Annotated in this window: 15 protein-coding genes; 9 read left to right on the forward strand and 6 right to left on the reverse strand. The window is 61.0% G+C overall.

The features are described 5' to 3' along the window. The first annotated feature begins 54 nt into the window (after positions 1 to 54). Complete coding sequence (locus KHO07_RS25515; RefSeq protein WP_150735663.1) at positions 55 to 1,020, forward strand: 2-oxoglutarate and iron-dependent oxygenase domain-containing protein; 966 nt, start codon at positions 55 to 57, stop codon at positions 1,018 to 1,020. An 83-nt stretch (positions 1,021 to 1,103) separates the two neighbouring features. Then, positions 1,104 to 2,057 (forward strand): adenosine deaminase, encoded by a 954-nt coding sequence (locus KHO07_RS25520; protein WP_150735664.1) that lies wholly within the window; start codon positions 1,104 to 1,106, stop codon positions 2,055 to 2,057. Between the two features lie 63 nt (positions 2,058 to 2,120). On the opposite strand, the gene KHO07_RS25525 is transcribed toward KHO07_RS25520, so the two are convergent. Then, positions 2,121 to 2,855 carry a helix-turn-helix transcriptional regulator gene (locus KHO07_RS25525; RefSeq protein WP_150735665.1) on the reverse strand — a complete coding sequence of 245 codons (735 nt, stop codon included), beginning with the start codon at positions 2,853 to 2,855 and terminating at the stop codon, positions 2,121 to 2,123. Positions 2,856 to 3,169: 314 nt separating this feature from the next. Beyond that, on the reverse strand, positions 3,170 to 4,099 hold the full coding sequence (locus tag KHO07_RS25530) for a LysR family transcriptional regulator (protein WP_150735666.1): 930 nt from the start codon (positions 4,097 to 4,099) through the stop codon (positions 3,170 to 3,172). Between the two features lie 114 nt (positions 4,100 to 4,213). Here KHO07_RS25530 and KHO07_RS25535 point away from each other — a divergent pair, with 114 nt between their 5' ends. The 3 genes from KHO07_RS25535 (at position 4,214) to KHO07_RS25545 (ending at position 5,896) form a co-directional block, all read left to right on the forward strand. Further along, on the forward strand, positions 4,214 to 4,507 hold the full coding sequence (locus KHO07_RS25535; RefSeq protein WP_212625854.1) for a putative quinol monooxygenase: 294 nt from the start codon (positions 4,214 to 4,216) through the stop codon (positions 4,505 to 4,507). Between the two features lie 32 nt (positions 4,508 to 4,539). Continuing rightward, the gene (locus KHO07_RS25540) at positions 4,540 to 5,553 is read left to right on the forward strand and encodes a zinc-binding alcohol dehydrogenase family protein (protein ID WP_212625855.1); all 1,014 of its coding nucleotides are present in this window, start codon (positions 4,540 to 4,542) and stop codon (positions 5,551 to 5,553) included. Between the two features lie 169 nt (positions 5,554 to 5,722). Further along, positions 5,723 to 5,896 carry a hypothetical protein gene (locus KHO07_RS25545; RefSeq protein ID WP_191635286.1) on the forward strand — a complete coding sequence of 58 codons (174 nt, stop codon included), beginning with the start codon at positions 5,723 to 5,725 and terminating at the stop codon, positions 5,894 to 5,896. Between the two features lie 7 nt (positions 5,897 to 5,903). Here the strand turns inward: KHO07_RS25545 and KHO07_RS25550 are convergent, their stop codons facing one another. Both KHO07_RS25550 and KHO07_RS25555 read right to left on the reverse strand, forming a co-directional pair. After that, on the reverse strand, positions 5,904 to 7,100 hold the full coding sequence (locus tag KHO07_RS25550; RefSeq protein WP_212625856.1) for a multidrug effflux MFS transporter: 1,197 nt from the start codon (positions 7,098 to 7,100) through the stop codon (positions 5,904 to 5,906). Positions 7,101 to 7,190: 90 nt separating this feature from the next. Beyond that, the gene (locus KHO07_RS25555) at positions 7,191 to 7,388 is read right to left on the reverse strand and encodes a cation transporter (protein ID WP_212625857.1); all 198 of its coding nucleotides are present in this window, start codon (positions 7,386 to 7,388) and stop codon (positions 7,191 to 7,193) included. Between the two features lie 160 nt (positions 7,389 to 7,548). On the opposite strand from KHO07_RS25555, the gene KHO07_RS25560 reads away from it, so the two are divergent. From KHO07_RS25560 to cueR, 3 genes are all read left to right on the forward strand, one after another. After that, a complete protein-coding gene (locus KHO07_RS25560) occupies positions 7,549 to 7,932 on the forward strand; it encodes a hypothetical protein (RefSeq protein ID WP_075947867.1) in 384 nt (127 codons plus the stop codon). A gap of 117 nt (positions 7,933 to 8,049) precedes the next feature. Next, positions 8,050 to 10,443, forward strand: coding sequence for a heavy metal translocating P-type ATPase (locus KHO07_RS25565; protein ID WP_212625858.1), 2,394 nt, complete (start codon positions 8,050 to 8,052; stop codon positions 10,441 to 10,443). Continuing rightward, the gene (cueR, locus tag KHO07_RS25570; RefSeq protein ID WP_212625859.1) at positions 10,440 to 10,853 is read left to right on the forward strand and encodes a Cu(I)-responsive transcriptional regulator; all 414 of its coding nucleotides are present in this window, start codon (positions 10,440 to 10,442) and stop codon (positions 10,851 to 10,853) included. The genes KHO07_RS25565 and cueR overlap by 4 nt, the downstream gene beginning before the upstream one ends. Positions 10,854 to 11,001: 148 nt before the next feature. Here cueR and KHO07_RS25575 read toward each other — a convergent pair whose 3' ends face one another. Then, a complete protein-coding gene (locus KHO07_RS25575) occupies positions 11,002 to 11,895 on the reverse strand; it encodes a PA4780 family RIO1-like protein kinase (protein WP_075947864.1) in 894 nt (297 codons plus the stop codon). Positions 11,896 to 12,352: 457 nt separating this feature from the next. On the opposite strand from KHO07_RS25575, the gene KHO07_RS25580 reads away from it, so the two are divergent. Continuing rightward, positions 12,353 to 14,299 carry a methyl-accepting chemotaxis protein gene (locus KHO07_RS25580; protein ID WP_150735673.1) on the forward strand — a complete coding sequence of 649 codons (1,947 nt, stop codon included), beginning with the start codon at positions 12,353 to 12,355 and terminating at the stop codon, positions 14,297 to 14,299. 119 nt (positions 14,300 to 14,418) lie between these two features. Here the strand turns inward: KHO07_RS25580 and KHO07_RS25585 are convergent, their stop codons facing one another. Beyond that, positions 14,419 to 15,210 carry a helix-turn-helix transcriptional regulator gene (locus KHO07_RS25585; protein WP_212625860.1) on the reverse strand — a complete coding sequence of 264 codons (792 nt, stop codon included), beginning with the start codon at positions 15,208 to 15,210 and terminating at the stop codon, positions 14,419 to 14,421. Positions 15,211 to 15,247: the final 37 nt, after the last annotated feature.

The raw sequence follows: 15,247 nt of genomic DNA on the forward strand, positions 1-15,247 counted from the left end.
GGCGCTGCCGCAGGCGGCTCCTGCAGGGACCCTCTGCGTTTTTAAGGATTGTGTATGAACAGCCTTCCCATCATCGACATCGCCCCGCTCTACAGCGATGATCAATCCGCCTGGCCCGCCGTGGCGCAACAAATCGACCGCGCCTGCCGCGAGTGGGGATTTTTCTACATCAAGGGGCACCCGATCAGCGCCGGACGTATCGATGCGCTGCTCGACAGTGCCAAGCGCTTCTTCGCCCAACCCGGCGCCGAAAAGCTCAAGATCGACATCACCCAGACCCGCCATCATCGCGGTTACGGCGCCATTGCCACCGAGCAACTGGACCCGAGCAAACCCAGCGACCTGAAAGAAACCTTCGACATGGGCCTGCACCTGCCCGCCGACCACCCGGACGTGCTGGCGGAAAAACCCTTGCGCGGGCCGAACCGTCATCCGTCGCTGCCCGGTTGGGAAGCGCTGATGGAGCAGCACTACGTCGACATGCAAGCCCTGGCGCAAACCTTGTTGCGGGCAATGACCCTGGCACTGGGCATCGAGCGGGACTTTTTCGATTCACGCTTCAATGAGCCAGTCAGCGTGTTGCGCATGATTCACTACCCGCCGCGCCACACCGCCAGCTCTGAAGAACAGCAAGGTGCCGGTGCCCATACCGATTACGGCTGCATCACCCTGCTCTACCAGGATGCTGCCGGCGGCCTGCAAGTGCGCAATGTCAAAGGCGAGTGGATCGATGCGCCGCCGATCGAAGGCACGTTCGTGGTCAACCTGGGCGACATGATGGCGCGCTGGAGCAACGACCGTTACCTGTCGACGCCCCACCGGGTGATCAGTCCCCTCGGCGTGGACCGCTATTCGATGCCGTTCTTCGCCGAACCGCACCCGGACACGCGCATCGAATGCCTCCCGGGTTGCCAGGATGAGCTACATCCAGCGAAATATCCGACGACCACCTGTGCACAATTTCTGCTGTCGCGCTTCGCCGACACCTACGCTTATCGACGGGAGCAAGAAGCGGTGTAGTGAACCGCCTGGTCAGGTTTTGCCAATTGTTTCCACCAGCACCTGTAGAATGTCCGCCATCTGCACCTGATGAGAAAAGAATTATGTATGACTGGCTGAACGCCCTGCCCAAGGCAGAACTGCACTTGCACCTGGAAGGCTCGCTCGAGCCCGAGTTGCTGTTCGCCCTGGCTGACCGCAACAAGATCGCCCTGCCGTGGAGCGATGTCGAAACCTTGCGCAAGGCCTACGCCTTCAACAACCTGCAAGAATTCCTCGACCTGTATTACCGGGGTGCCGATGTGCTGCGCACCTCCCAGGATTTCTACGACCTGACCTGGGCCTACCTGCTGCGCTGCAAAGAACAGAACGTGATTCACACCGAACCGTTCTTCGACCCGCAGACCCACACCGACCGGGGTATCCCGTTCGAAGTGGTGCTCAACGGCATCGCCGCCGCGCTCAAGGATGGCGAGCAGCAACTGGGCATCACCAGCGGTTTGATCCTGAGCTTCCTGCGCCACCTGAGCGAAGACGAAGCGCAGAAAACCCTCGACCAGGCGCTGCCGTTCCGCGATGCGTTCGTCGCCGTGGGCCTGGACAGTTCCGAGATGGGCCACCCGCCGAGCAAGTTCAAGCGCGTGTTCGACCGTGCCCGTGACGAAGGCTTCCTGACCGTCGCCCACGCCGGTGAAGAAGGCCCGCCCGAGTACATCTGGGAAGCCCTCGACCTGCTGAAAATCCAGCGCATCGACCATGGCGTGCGCGCCATCGAAGACGAGCGCCTGATGCAGCGGATCATCGACGAGCAGATTCCACTGACCGTGTGCCCGCTGTCGAATACCAAGCTCTGCGTGTTCGATCACATGTCGCAGCACAATATTCTCGACATGCTCGAGCGTGGCGTGAAGGTGACTGTGAACTCCGATGACCCGGCGTACTTCGGCGGATATGTCACCGAAAACTTCCATGCGCTGTATACCGATCTGGGTATGACCCAGGATCAGGCCAAGCGTCTGGCGCAGAACAGCCTCGATGCGCGGTTGGTAAAACCGTAAGCATCACATTTCCCTGCAGGCGCTGGCCTGCCAGCGCCTGCAGGGTTTTGTGTCAAGTGAGCTCTACAGCGCCATTTCCAGTTCGGATTGTTCGGCGAAACGGTGGATTTCACGCTGCCCCGCGGCGGTGACCTGCAAGGCACGCGAATCGTTGGGCAGATTCAACCAGCCTGACTGCATGAACAGCTGCAACAACGCTGCGCCCAATGCGCCGCCCATGTGGGGACGTCTTTCGCTCCAGTCCGGGCAGGCACACGCCGCTTTGCCTCGACGATGGGCGAGCGCCTGGATGTAGACGCCACGTGTCGCCAGTTCTGTGGAGCCCTTGAGGGTGATCGTCACTCGCTGATCGAACTGCTCGATCCACCCCGCATCCAGTAACCGCTGATAAAGATCCGCCGCCAGGGTTCCGCCCAAATGATCGTCGCACAGTCGTGCGCGCAACATGGATGAGCGCAGTGCCTGCGGTTTGGCCAGGGGTACGGGGCGTTTGAAAATGTCTGGAATGTCTTGCGGCGTGCTGGCCAGCGTTGCACTGGCCAGAGCCTCGATCGCGGCGCCGACTTCAGGGGCTGACAGACGGAAAAACCGCTTGCGCCCGCGGGACTCGACTTTCAATAGCCCCCCGGCGGACAGACGTCCCAAGTGTGCACTGGCCGAAGACGGTGACAGGCCGGCCAACAAGGCCAACTCTTCGGTTTGGCGCGCCGACCCATCCATCAAGGCCCACATCATTGCGCTGCGCTTTGGGTCAGCCAGCAAGGTGGCTATCTGGCTGATGCAAGGTGCATGTTCCATGTATTCACTCCCTGTTGAATCGTTTCGTCTACTGCTCAGAGACATCTTGACCAGTAATGTGTCGTCGGCCAAGACGCAGAAACCGCCATGAACCGGGCAAAGTCTTTGCTCACCCATGCCATCACCGGGCGTCTGTCGCAGAGGGCAGGCGTAGGCACACGGGAGCGGAACGACGCCAGCGGGGCCTCGCCATTTCAATCGACGGTAGGTATTTCGGGCGAGCGCTAGTATAGGCGGGATAACCGCCGGTTCCTGCCCTTCGCAAACCGTTGGTGGTGATAGTTCCTGAGGGAAATTTCGCTTTTTAACTGCGACTAATCATCAATACCCGCCAACCGCGGAAAATGACTGCTCAATCGAGCGCATCGGCTGGCAAGCATTTCCCGCAACAGGTTCACTGGCTTACTCAATTGTGCGCGATGGGCGCACAACAGATTCAGCGGTGCGCGCTCACAAAGCAGCTCAGGCATCAGTACTTTCAAACGACCGGCGAGCACATCCCCGGCCACATCCAGCCACGACTTGTAGGCGATGCCCGCCCCGGCGACCGCCCATAGCCGCACGACATCGGCGTCGTCGCTGAAACGGTCGCCGCTGACAGTCAGGCTGACCTCCCGCTTGCCGTCGTGAAAACTCCAATGGTCGTGAACGCGGCTGCCCAGCATGAACAGCAGGCAATTGTGCTGCGCCAATTGCTCCAGCTGCCGCGGCTCGCCATGCCGGGCGAGGTAACCCGGCGCGGCACACAGCACGCGGCGGTTTTGCGCGGCGATGGGCAGCGCCACCAGGCTTGAGTCCTCCGGCTCGCCGTAACGCAGGGCGATGTCCACCGGTTGCCGAAACAGATCGGCGATGCGGTCACCCAGCAGTAAGCGCACCGTGAGTTTCGGGTGCTCGCGCTGGAACTCGTCCAGCCACGGCAGCAGCAGGTTGCGACCGAAGTCCGACGGCGCCGAAAGCTGCAGCACGCCGCTGACCTGATCCTGACCGCTGGCCAACAAACGCCGGCCCTCGTCGAGGTTGCTCAGGGCCGCACGGGCGTACTCGAGAAAGCCTTCACCTTCAGCGGTCAGGCGCAGGCTGCGGGTCGAGCGGGCGAGCAAGCGGGCGCCGAGTTGCTGCTCGATGCGCTTCAAAGCCGCACTGGCCACCGCCGCCGACATGTCCATACCCCGAGCCGCAGCCGACAGACTGCCCAGGTCCGCCGCCCGAACAAACAACTGCAAGTCATCGAAACGCAGCATCCCACACCCGATTATCAAAAAAATATTGAAAGAGACTGCTCTTTTAACGGGTTTTATCTTCAGGAGAAATAGCCAATCATCTGCCCATCGAAATCACCCGCTCCGGAGTCGCCGATGTCCCAGCCCTTTACCGCTATCGCCACCCTCATCGCCAAGCCTGGCCAACAGGATGCCCTTGAGCAACACCTGCGGGCATTGGTGGAACCGACCCGAGCCGAGGCCGGTTGCGGGCAATATGACCTGCATCAGGACCTGGCCAATCCGCTGGCCTTCTACATGATCGAACAGTGGAGCAGCGACGAAGCCCTGCAAGCACATGACGATAGCGCGCACATCCAGAACTTTCGCGCCAAGGCTCCTGACTTTCTCGAGCACTTCGAACTCACGCGCCTGCGCTCCATCGCCTGATTCCTTCTTCTATAACTGTTGCGGAGCCCTACATGAAAGCCATCGCCTATTACGCGTCCCTGCCGATCAGCGACGAAAAATCCCTGCAAGACATCGAACTGCCTGAGCCGGTCGCCGGACCGCGAGATCTGTTGGTGGAGGTCAAAGCCATTTCGGTCAATCCGGTGGACACCAAGGTCCGTCAGAACGTCCAGCCCGAAGGCGGCGCAGCCAAGGTGCTGGGTTGGGATGTGGCCGGTGTGGTCAAGGCGGTCGGCAGCGAGGTGACACTGTTCAAGGCTGGCGACAACGTGTTCTACGCCGGGTCCATCGCCCGCGCTGGCGGCAACAGCGAACTGCATGTTGTCGATGAGCGGATTGTCGGCCACATGCCGAAAACCCTGGGTTTCGCCGAAGCGGCTGCCCTGCCGCTGACCGCGATCACCGCGTGGGAATTGCTCTTCGAACGCCTGCAGGTGCGCGAAGGTAAAACCGATGACGGCCAGAGTCTGCTGATCGTCGGCGCGGCCGGTGGCGTAGGTTCGATCCTCACGCAATTGGCCACGCAGCTCACTGGACTGAAAGTGATCGGCACCGCCTCACGCCCACAAACCCAGAGCTGGGTGAAGGACCTGGGCGCCCATCATGTGATCGACCATAGTCAGCCGCTGAGCGAAGCACTCAAACGTGCAGGCCTTGATCAGGTCACCCACGTCGCCAGCCTGACCCAGACCGATCATCACCTGGATCAATTGGTCGAGGCATTGGCACCGCAAGGCAAGCTGGCGCTGATCGATGACCCCAAATCCCTCGACGTGACCAAGCTCAAGCGCAAGAGCCTGTCGCTGCACTGGGAGTTCATGTACACCCGCTCGCTGTTTGAAACGGCGGACATGATAGAGCAGCACCATTTGCTCAACCGCGTGGCGCAGTTGATCGATGCCGGCACGCTGAAAACCACGGTTGGCGAGCATTTCGGCCGCATCAATGCGGCGAATCTGCGTCGTGCACATGCCCTGCTGGAGAGTGGAAAATCCAAGGGCAAGATCGTGCTTGAAGGGTTTTAAAACCCTGAAAAAAACATCGCAGGCCGTGCTAGAGCCTGCGATGTTTTTTGTTACAAACCGTCAGTCCGACAGTTTTCCCTTGTCACATTAGCGATCGTATTCAGGTCTACAATCGAATCTCCTGCGAGGCATCCTTCTACGAAACATCTTTTACTAGAGGAGTTCGACTATGAAGATCCTGATAAAAGAACTGGCAAAATCCCAGTGGCAAGTCCGCCTGGACCAGCATGCCGTAACGTTCCGTAGCGAAGCCGAAGCCTTGGCCTTCACGCGCATCCTTGAAGGGCGTATTCAGGCCCCTCACCAAATTCCAGTCCTTCACCCGCAGCGCGCTGCCGGCTGATACGCCGTCAGACCTGGGCGTTCGCCAGTGCCCGGGCATTTTGCAAGCGCCGGGTGAACATCGCCACGCTCACCACCAGAACGGCACACAGGCTGATGACCATAGCCATCGGCATGGCGCTGCCGTCGTGCAAAACACCCACCAGCGCGGCAGCACCGGCGGCCACGCTGAACTGCAGGCACCCGAGCATCGCCGAAGCGCTGCCTGCCCGAGCACCCTGGCCGTTCATGGCACAGGCCGATGCATTGGGAAGGATGCAGCCCAAGCTGGAAATGCAGACGAACAGCGGAATCAATAACGGCCACAGTTGCGCCGTGTGCAATGCGCTCACGCCCAGCAGGGCAAGGCCGGCACCCAGATAAACCCACACGGCACGCGCCAGCAGGAATGCCGGCCCGCGCTTGGCCAGCAAACGCGCGTTGACCTGCGCCACCAGAATGAAACCCGCCGCATTGGCACCGAAGAACCAGCCGAAGTGCTCGGCCGGCACGCCGTAGAGCTTGATGAGGACGAACGGTGAACCGGCGATGTAGGAAAACATTCCGGCGATAGCGATACCACCGGTCAGCGCGTGGCCGAGGTAAATCGGTTCCTTCACCAGTAGAGCGTATTGACGCAACGCCCCCGACAACGGTTGGCGCGGTACATGCGCAGGCATGCTTTCCGGCAAGCCGAGTGCCACGGCCAGACCCGCCAATGCGCTGAAACCGGTCAGCGCCAGAAAAATCGACTGCCAGCCTGTGGTATTGACCAACAGGCCGCCGAGCATCGGCGCCAGAATCGGCGCCAGGCCCATCACCAGCATCAGCTGTGAAAAGACTTTCGCTGAACCCACCGCGTCGCATTTGTCGCTGACGATCGCCCGGGAAATCACCATTCCCGCGCACCCGCCCAAGGCCTGGATGAAACGGGCACCGATCAGCCACTCCAGGTTCGGCGCATAGGCGCACGCCAGCGAAGCGGCCGTGAACAGCCCCACGCCAATGAGCAACGGAATGCGCCGCCCGAAACGATCCGCCACTGGCCCGTAGGCCAGTTGACCGATGGACAGGCCGAGGAAATACGCCGCCAATGTCAGCTGAACATGTTTTTCGTCCGTACCGAACGCGAGCGCCATGGCCGGGAACGCCGGCAGGTAGAAATCGATCGCCAGCGGACCGAAAGCGCTCAACGCGCCAAGAATCAGAATGGTACGGAAGTTCATCAGGCATCCAGGAGCATAGTCGGCAGCCCGACAGTCTAGCCGCGCATGGACGCCTTGAACATTACGATAGCTCGCTAACTATTAAAAAGGTCAAGCCAGCGTGACGCCATAGCCCTCTTCGCTGATGGCCTCGATCACCTGCTGCTCAGTCAGTGAACTCTCGACGCCCACTTCTCTGGCAGCCAGATCGACGCGCACGCTGGCCGCCGGGTCTTTGGCCTGAACGGCCTGAGTGATGGCTCTGACGCAGTGACCGCAGGACATACCTTCAACATTGAACACTTGCATGGAAAGACTCCCTTGATGAGGCTCTTGAATGAGGTTGAGTACAGTCTTGAGCTTGCCACCATGGCAAGGTCAAGTTCTGAAGTGATCTGCCGGGCTGGCAATCGGCGCCGCGCTCGGCCAAGCTGCGATCATCAATGACTCGATCTCAGGAGATTCAGCCATGCGCTGGTCAGTTTTCAGCCTGTTTGGCTTCCTCAGCCTTTTCGCCGCCATGCCGTCGGCCAGTGCCGCCGGGGAGGACTATGGCGTGCTGATCATTTCCCGCGAGCGGCTGGAAGTCGCGACCAGCTGCGAAATCGGCGTGTACATCCAGGACCAGTTGGCCGCGCGGCTGTTCCAGGAACAAAGCACCTCGTTCAATTTGCCGCCGGGCAATGTGTCCCTGCGCCTGAAACTGCTGCCGGGCCAGGTGCCGGGCTGCAACCCGGGCATGTTGGCGCCGGGCTCGCAGGACATCCAGCTCCGGGCGGGCGATGTGCTCAAGTACCGGATTGCGATGACGCAGGAAGGCATGTACCTGAAGCGCGCAGGCCTCGGCTACTGACACAAATCCCCCTGCTCGCTCCTGCAATCGGATTTTCGGTGAATTTCAGAATGGCGCTTGACCTTGCCAACATGGCAAGGTTGATCCTGTAGGCATCCACTACAGGGAGCACGACCGATGTCCGATTCCACAACGTTCGATCTGCCGATTGCCGGCATGACTTGCGCCAGTTGCGCCGGCCGTGTCGAGCGCGCCTTGAGCAAGGTCATCGGTGCCAGCGCCGTCAGCGTCAACCTCGCCACCGAACAGGCGCGGGTCCAGGCGCCGGCCGATAGCCTGCCGGCCTTGATGGATGCCGTGGCAAAGGCCGGTTACAGCGTGCCGCAGCAGACCCTTGAATTGAGTATCGACGGCATGACCTGCGCGTCCTGCGTCGGCCGCGTCGAGCGTGCGCTGAATAAAGTGCCGGGGGTGAAGAGCGTCAGCGTCAACCTGGCGAACGAACGCGCTCACCTTGAATTGCTCGGGCAGGTCGACCCGCAAACCTTGATCGCCGCCGTGACCAAGGCCGGCTACGCCGCCAGCGTCTGGGAAGCCGAACACCCGCAAACCGACAGTCAACAGACCCGCCTGCAACGCGAACGCTGGGCCTTGATCGCGGCCATTGCCCTCGCCTTTCCGCTGGTGCTGCCGATGCTGCTGCAACCGTTCGGTGTGCACTGGATGCTCCCGGCGTGGGCGCAATTTGCCTTGGCCACTCCAGTGCAATTCATCTTCGGCGCGCGGTTTTATGTGGCCGCGTGGAAAGCCGTGCGCGCCGGCGCCGGCAACATGGATTTGCTGGTCGCGCTCGGCACCAGCGCCGGTTATGGCTTGAGTGTCTACGAGTGGGCCACCGCTGCCGGACGCATGCCGCACCTGTATTTCGAAGCCTCGGCGGTCGTCATCGCGTTGGTGTTGCTCGGTAAATATCTGGAGAGCCGTGCCAAGCGCCAGACCGCCAGCGCCATCCGCGCCCTCGAAGCGCTGCGCCCGGAACGGGCGATTCAAGTGATAGACGGTCGTGAACAGGACGTCGCCATCAGCGCCCTGCGTCTCAATGATCAGGTGCTGGTCAAACCCGGCGAACGCTTCCCGGTGGACGGTGAAGTGATCGAGGGCCAGAGCCACGCCGATGAAGCGTTGATCAGCGGAGAAAGCCTGCCGGTGCCGAAACAACCCGGTGACAAAGTGACCGGCGGCGCGATCAATGGTGAAGGTAGGCTGTTGGTGCGCACCCAGGCACTTGGCGCTGAAACCGTGTTGGCACGCATCATTCGACTGGTGGAGGACGCTCAAGCCGCGAAAGCGCCGATCCAGAAACTGGTGGATAAAGTCAGCCAGATTTTCGTACCCGTGGTACTGCTGCTGGCCCTGGCGACACTGGTCGGCTGGTGGCTGTATGGCGCTGCGCTGGAAACCGCGCTGATCAACGCCGTGGCGGTGTTGGTGATCGCTTGTCCTTGTGCGCTGGGCCTGGCCACCCCCACGGCGATCATGGCCGGCACCGGGGTGGCGGCGCGTTACGGGATTCTGATCAAGGACGCCGAAGCGCTGGAGCGTGCCCATGAAGTCAGTTCGGTGGTGTTCGACAAAACCGGCACACTGACCTCGGGCACCCCGCGCATCGCGCACTTGAGTGCGCTCGACGGTGACGAAGCCACCCTGCTGCAACAGGCCGGCGCCCTGCAGCGGGGCAGCGAGCACCCTCTGGCCAAAGCGGTCCTGGACGCCTGCGCTGAGCGCGAGTTGCAGGTGGACGACGTCAGCGACAGCCAATCCCTGACCGGGCGTGGCATTGCCGGCACCCTTGAGGGACGGCGACTGGCGCTGGGCAACCGGCGTCTTCTGGAAGAAAGCGGCCTGAACGCCGGGACCTTGGCGGATTCCGCCACCGCGTGGGAAACCGAAGGCCGGACCTTGTCCTGGCTGATCGAGCAAAGCCCCGCGCCACGGGTACTGGGCCTGTTTGCCTTCGGTGACACGCTCAAGCCCGGTGCGTTGCAAGCGGTGCAGCAACTGAACGCACGGCACATCAGCAGCCATTTGCTGACTGGCGACAACCGCGGCAGTGCCAAAGTGGTCGCCGAGGCGCTGGGCATCCGTGACGTACACGCCGAAGTGTTGCCAGCGGACAAAGCCGCGACGGTGGCGGCACTGAAACGAACCGGGGTGGTGGCGATGGTCGGCGACGGCATCAACGACGCCCCGGCACTGGCTGCCGCCGACATCGGCATCGCCATGGGCGGCGGCACCGACGTGGCCATGCACGCAGCCGGCATCACCCTGATGCGCGGTGACCCGCGTCTGGTTCCCGCGGCGCTGGAGATCAGTCGCAAGACCTACGCGAAAATCCGCCAAAACCTGTTCTGGGCCTTTGTCTATAACCTGATCGGTATTCCGCTGGCCGCGTTCGGCTTCCTCAACCCGGTACTGGCCGGCGCGGCGATGGCCTTGTCGAGCGTCAGCGTGGTGAGCAATGCGTTACTGTTGAAAACCTGGAAACCCGAGGATCTGGAGGAAAACCGATGAACATCGGCCAAGCGGCCCGTCACAGCGGCCTGAGCGCGAAGATGATCCGTTATTACGAATCCATCGGTTTGCTCAAGGCGGCCAATCGCGCCGACAGCGGTTATCGAATCTACGGCGATCACGACTTGCATACCCTGGCCTTCATCAAGCGCTCGCGGGACCTGGGGTTTTCGCTGGAAGAAGTCGGCAAGCTGCTGACCCTCTGGCAGGACCGCCAGCGCGCCAGTGCCGATGTGAAGGCCCTGGCCCGGCAACATATAGATGAGCTGAACCAGAAGATCCGCGAGCTGGGGCAACTGCGCGATACGTTGCAGGATCTGGTTGAGCATTGCCAGGGGGATCATCGGCCGGATTGCCCGATTCTCAAGAACCTTGAGTCTGGGTGTTGTGCTCCTTCGACCAGTGCCTAACTCCTGTAGGAGCAAGCTTGCTCGCGATGGCGGTGCTCCTGACACTTTGATTTTGAATGTGCCGATGCTATCGCGAGCAAGCTTGCTCCTACAGAGGATTTGCATTGCACAACAAAAAACCCGGCCGAAGCCGGGTTTTTTTAGCCGATCACTGCATCCATGGCGGAGGCGGTTCTTCGGTTTTGTTGGCGGGCGCATCGTCAGCGGCACGGGCCGCTTGCTTGCGTTCTTCATCCAGGCGCGCAGCCTCGATCTCACGCATGATGCCGCCCACGTCGGCCAACTCTTCCGGTTCGTCGAATTCACCGGTCAGGACGCTGGCCGGGTGCAAGGTGCCGGCCTCGTACAAGGCCCACATTTCCTTGGCATAACGGGTCTTTTTCAACTCCGGCGCAAACCGCCCGAAGTACGACGCCATGTTGCCCACATCCCGCTCCAGCATGCTGAAGGCGTGGTTGTTGCCCGCGGCATCCACCGCTTGCGGCAAGTCGATGATCACCGGGCCGGTCGGCGTCAGCAGTACGTTGAACTCGGACAGGTCTCCGTGCACCAAACCGGTACACAACATCAGCACGATCTGCGAAATCAGAAACGCGTGATACTCGCGCGCCTGGTCCGGTTCCAGCACCACGTCGTTCAAACGCGGCGCGGCATCGCCGTACTCGTCAGCCACCAGCTCCATGAGCAGCACGCCTTCAAGGAAGTCATACGGCTTGGGCACTCGCACACCGGCACTGGCCAGACGGAACAGCGCCGCCACTTCGGCGTTCTGCCAGGCGTCTTCGGTTTCCTTGCGGCCAAACTTGGAACCCTTGGCCATGGCCCGGGCCTGGCGGCTGTTGCGAACCTTGCGACCTTCCTGATACTCGGCCGCCTGACGGAAACTGCGTTTATTCGCCTCCTTGTAGACCTTCGCGCAACGTAGCTGGTTGCCGCAGCGCACTACATAAACAGCTGCTTCTTTACCACTCATGAGTGGGCGCAGCACCTCGTCGACCAGACCGTCCTCGATCAGGGGTTCAATGCGTTTTGGAGTCTTCATCAGCTTTTATTGTGGGTCCTTTATTACCAAACACGCGAAAGTCATTCGTTATACGGCAATCCACTCACGGGGGGGAGGGGGTGCCGACCTATGAACACTGCCAGGAACAACAAGAAGCACACAATGTGCCGGATTCCTCACAAAAACCTGACGTCCTTCGTCGGGCGCCAACGATCATAGCCGAGCCTGCGTCACTTGTTCTGCAAGGCCTGCGAGGGCATTTGTGACAGAAGCTGACATCTCGCGCCCTGCACTGCGAAGGATTTTTCCTGGCAAGCCTCAATTTCCTCCGACAACAGCCGAAGTCCTAAGTGACAAAGTGATTTGTCCGACAATCGCTCCCCCAATAATAGCGATGCCGCACTCAAGGATCCGGGTTGACCAAGAACGTTTACGGCTGCCAAAAAACCGCGAGTCATCTGCACTGCGTGGGCCTACAAGAAAATCTGGAGCGCGGATGAACATCAAACAGAAGTTGACCTGGGCGTTTGCAATCATCGCCTGCTTGCCCGTGGTACTGGTCGCCACCCTCGTTGTGCTGAACTTGCGCAGTGATGCCAAGGACGGATTCGTCGACAGCAGCGGTCGTGAAATCCGTCAGGTCAGCAATGCCATGCAACTGTTTTTCGACGGCATCAGCCAGAACGTCGAGTACCTGGCCAAGCAACCGCTGATCACCAATTCCGACGACAGCCTCAAGACCTACATGAGCGCCAACGCCGCCAGCGTTCCTCAAGGTGAGGCGGACAAGAAACTCTTCAGCTTCCTGCAGGACCTGGGCAACGCTCACCCGTCCTATGCCTACGCGATACTCGGCACCGCCGCCGGCGGCTACGTGTCGTGGCCGGACGATGCCAAGCTGGCCAACTACGACCCGCGCCAGCGTCCGTGGTACAAGGCGGCCCAGGCCAAACCGGGCAAGCCGTTCCGTACCGAAGCCTATTACTGGGCCGAAAACGATACGTCCTACGTCAGCACCGTCCGCACCATCGACAACAAGCTGGGCACCAACGGCGGCGTGGTCAGTATCGACGTGTCGCTCAAACAGCTCACCGAACTGGTCAAACAGATCAAGCTCGGCGAAACCGGTTACCTGATGCTGCTGGAAAACAACGGCACCGTGCTGGTCGACCCGAAGCAACCGGAACACAACTTCAAGGCCCTGGGCAGCCTCGGCGAAGGTTATGCGCAACTGGCCAAGGCCGGCAAAGGCCTGGTTGAAGTCGAACTCAACGGCGAGCGCTACATGGCCAACGTCTGGCCGTCGGAGCAACTGGGCTGGACCTTCATCGGCCTGATCAAGCAAAGCGACGTGATGAGCACGGCGACCCAGTTGACCTGGTTGATCGCGATCATCGCCGCGGTATTAGCCGTCATCTTCGCCGTGGTCGGCGCCAGTTTCGCCAGCGTCATCGTGCGTCCGATCCGCAGCGTGGCGGATGGCCTGGAAGGCATCGCCCAGGGTGAAGGCGACCTGACGAAAAACCTGCAGATCCGTGGTAGCGACGAAACTGCGCAACTGGCCAGTTGGTTCAACCAGTTCCTTACCGCGATTCGCAACCTGATCCAGAGCATCGGCGGTGCCGCGACGAAGATTCTCGCCACGTCCAAAAGCTCGACCCAGGTATCCAGTGACATGGCCGAAGCCGCCGGTCGCCAGCGTGAGGCAGTGGACATGGTGTCCACGGCGTTCCACGAAATGGTCGCCACCGCCAACGAAGTGGCGCGTTCGTGCAGCCAGGCCGCCGAGTCCGCCGACAGCGGCCAGCGTCAGGCCCGCGAAGGCCAGCAACAGATCGACGCGGCGGTGAGCAGCGTCGATCGCCTGAGCCAGGAGATCGAACAATCCGCGCAATCGATGCAACAGCTTGAGCGCGACAGTAATGACATTCAGTCGATTCTCGGCACCATCCGCTCGATCGCCGAACAGACCAACCTGCTGGCGCTGAACGCGGCCATTGAAGCGGCGCGGGCCGGTGAGCAGGGTCGTGGTTTTGCGGTGGTGGCGGACGAAGTGCGGGCATTGGCCAAACGCACAGCTGATTCCACCGCGGAGATCGACGGGCTGCTGGGCAACCTGGCCAAGCGCACCAGCCAGGTGACACAGCAAATGCACGCGAGCCTGGAAGTGTCGCAACAGTCGGTGTCACGCATCGGCGAAGCCCGCAGCAGCTTCGGGCAGATCCGCGAGTCGGTGGATGTGATTCGCGACATGAACACGCAGATTGCAACGGCGGCGGAACAGCAGCATCAGGTCGCCGAAGACATCAACCGGCACATCAGCCAGATCCATGGCGATGCGCAGTTGGTGGCGGAGCTGGCGAACTCGGCGCGGCTGGATTCGCAAAGCCTGGCCGGGTTGTCGAATGAACTGGATGGCCTGGTGCGCCGCTTCCGCACCTGACCGGCGGACCGCTGCGCGGTCAATCGCTGGCAAGCCAGCTCCCACAGGTTATGCGTCGAGCCGAAATCATGCGGCACAGATCATTCTCTGTGGGAGCTGGCTTGCCAGCGATGGAGCCCTCACTGCCGGAACAATTCTCCCGGGGTAAACCCGAACAGACTTTTGAACGCCGCAATAAACGCCGAGGTCGAGTCATACCCACACGCCAGCGCGACATTGGTCACACTGTCGCCCTCCTCCAGCAAACTCAACGACGACAACAGGCGCGCGCGCTGGCGCCAGCCGCGGAAACTCAACCCGGTTTCCCGCTGAAACAAACGCATCAGGGTTTTCTCCGACGTTCCCAAACGTTCCGCCCACGCCTGCAATGTCACGTTACGCTCGGGACTTTCAATCAGCTCGTTGCATAGCCCCAGCAACCGTTCATGGCGGGGCAACGGCAGGGAAAACCCGACTTCCGGCAATGTCGCCAATTGATCCAGCAACACCCCCACCAGTCGCGCTTCCTGGCTGTCGCCTTGCGGATATTCCACCGGCATCGAACAAAAACTTTTGATCAACTCCCGCGCCAGCGGTGTCACTTCCAGCACCCGGCAACGCCCGTCGGCCCACTGGCAATCCTCACGTCGTACATACAGACTGCGCATCTCGGCGCGCATCGATGTCACCACCTGATGCTCAAGATCCGCCGGAATCCAGATCCCCCATTGTGGCGGCGCAAAAAAACTGCCCTCCGCCGTGTGCACGCCGAGAACGCCACTGATGGCGTAGGAAAACTGCACCCAATCGTGACGATGGGGCGGGGTCCAAGAACCGGCGTTCAGGCTTTCGACCCGGGCAAACAGTGGACGCGGCAAGACTGTAAGGGGCGGAATGGTTCGTTCGAGGGACATTTGTCCGTTAGTCGGCATTGACTGGCCTTGTGTTGCGAGACGGCTGGTGGGACCG

Origin of the sequence: Pseudomonas sp. PP3 (genome assembly GCF_905336995.1) — a bacterium.
Lineage (GTDB): Bacteria > Pseudomonadota > Gammaproteobacteria > Pseudomonadales > Pseudomonadaceae > Aquipseudomonas > Aquipseudomonas reinekei.

Coding starts and splice junctions, on each gene's coding strand:
- KHO07_RS25560 (WP_075947867.1), top strand. CDS start 7,549: ATGCGCTGGTCAGTTTTCAGCCTGTTTGGCTTCCTCAGCCTTTTCGCC.
- KHO07_RS25535 (WP_212625854.1), top strand. CDS start 4,214: ATGTCCCAGCCCTTTACCGCTATCGCCACCCTCATCGCCAAGCCTGGC.
- KHO07_RS25575 (WP_075947864.1), bottom strand. CDS start 11,895: ATGAAGACTCCAAAACGCATTGAACCCCTGATCGAGGACGGTCTGGTC.
- KHO07_RS25565 (WP_212625858.1), top strand. CDS start 8,050: ATGTCCGATTCCACAACGTTCGATCTGCCGATTGCCGGCATGACTTGC.
- KHO07_RS25515 (WP_150735663.1), top strand. CDS start 55: ATGAACAGCCTTCCCATCATCGACATCGCCCCGCTCTACAGCGATGAT.
- KHO07_RS25580 (WP_150735673.1), top strand. CDS start 12,353: ATGAACATCAAACAGAAGTTGACCTGGGCGTTTGCAATCATCGCCTGC.
- KHO07_RS25530 (WP_150735666.1), bottom strand. CDS start 4,099: ATGCTGCGTTTCGATGACTTGCAGTTGTTTGTTCGGGCGGCGGACCTG.
- cueR (WP_212625859.1), top strand. CDS start 10,440: ATGAACATCGGCCAAGCGGCCCGTCACAGCGGCCTGAGCGCGAAGATG.
- KHO07_RS25550 (WP_212625856.1), bottom strand. CDS start 7,100: ATGAACTTCCGTACCATTCTGATTCTTGGCGCGTTGAGCGCTTTCGGT.
- KHO07_RS25540 (WP_212625855.1), top strand. CDS start 4,540: ATGAAAGCCATCGCCTATTACGCGTCCCTGCCGATCAGCGACGAAAAA.
- KHO07_RS25525 (WP_150735665.1), bottom strand. CDS start 2,855: ATGGAACATGCACCTTGCATCAGCCAGATAGCCACCTTGCTGGCTGAC.
- KHO07_RS25545 (WP_191635286.1), top strand. CDS start 5,723: ATGAAGATCCTGATAAAAGAACTGGCAAAATCCCAGTGGCAAGTCCGC.
- KHO07_RS25555 (WP_212625857.1), bottom strand. CDS start 7,388: ATGCAAGTGTTCAATGTTGAAGGTATGTCCTGCGGTCACTGCGTCAGA.
- KHO07_RS25520 (WP_150735664.1), top strand. CDS start 1,104: ATGTATGACTGGCTGAACGCCCTGCCCAAGGCAGAACTGCACTTGCAC.
- KHO07_RS25585 (WP_212625860.1), bottom strand. CDS start 15,210: ATGCCGACTAACGGACAAATGTCCCTCGAACGAACCATTCCGCCCCTT.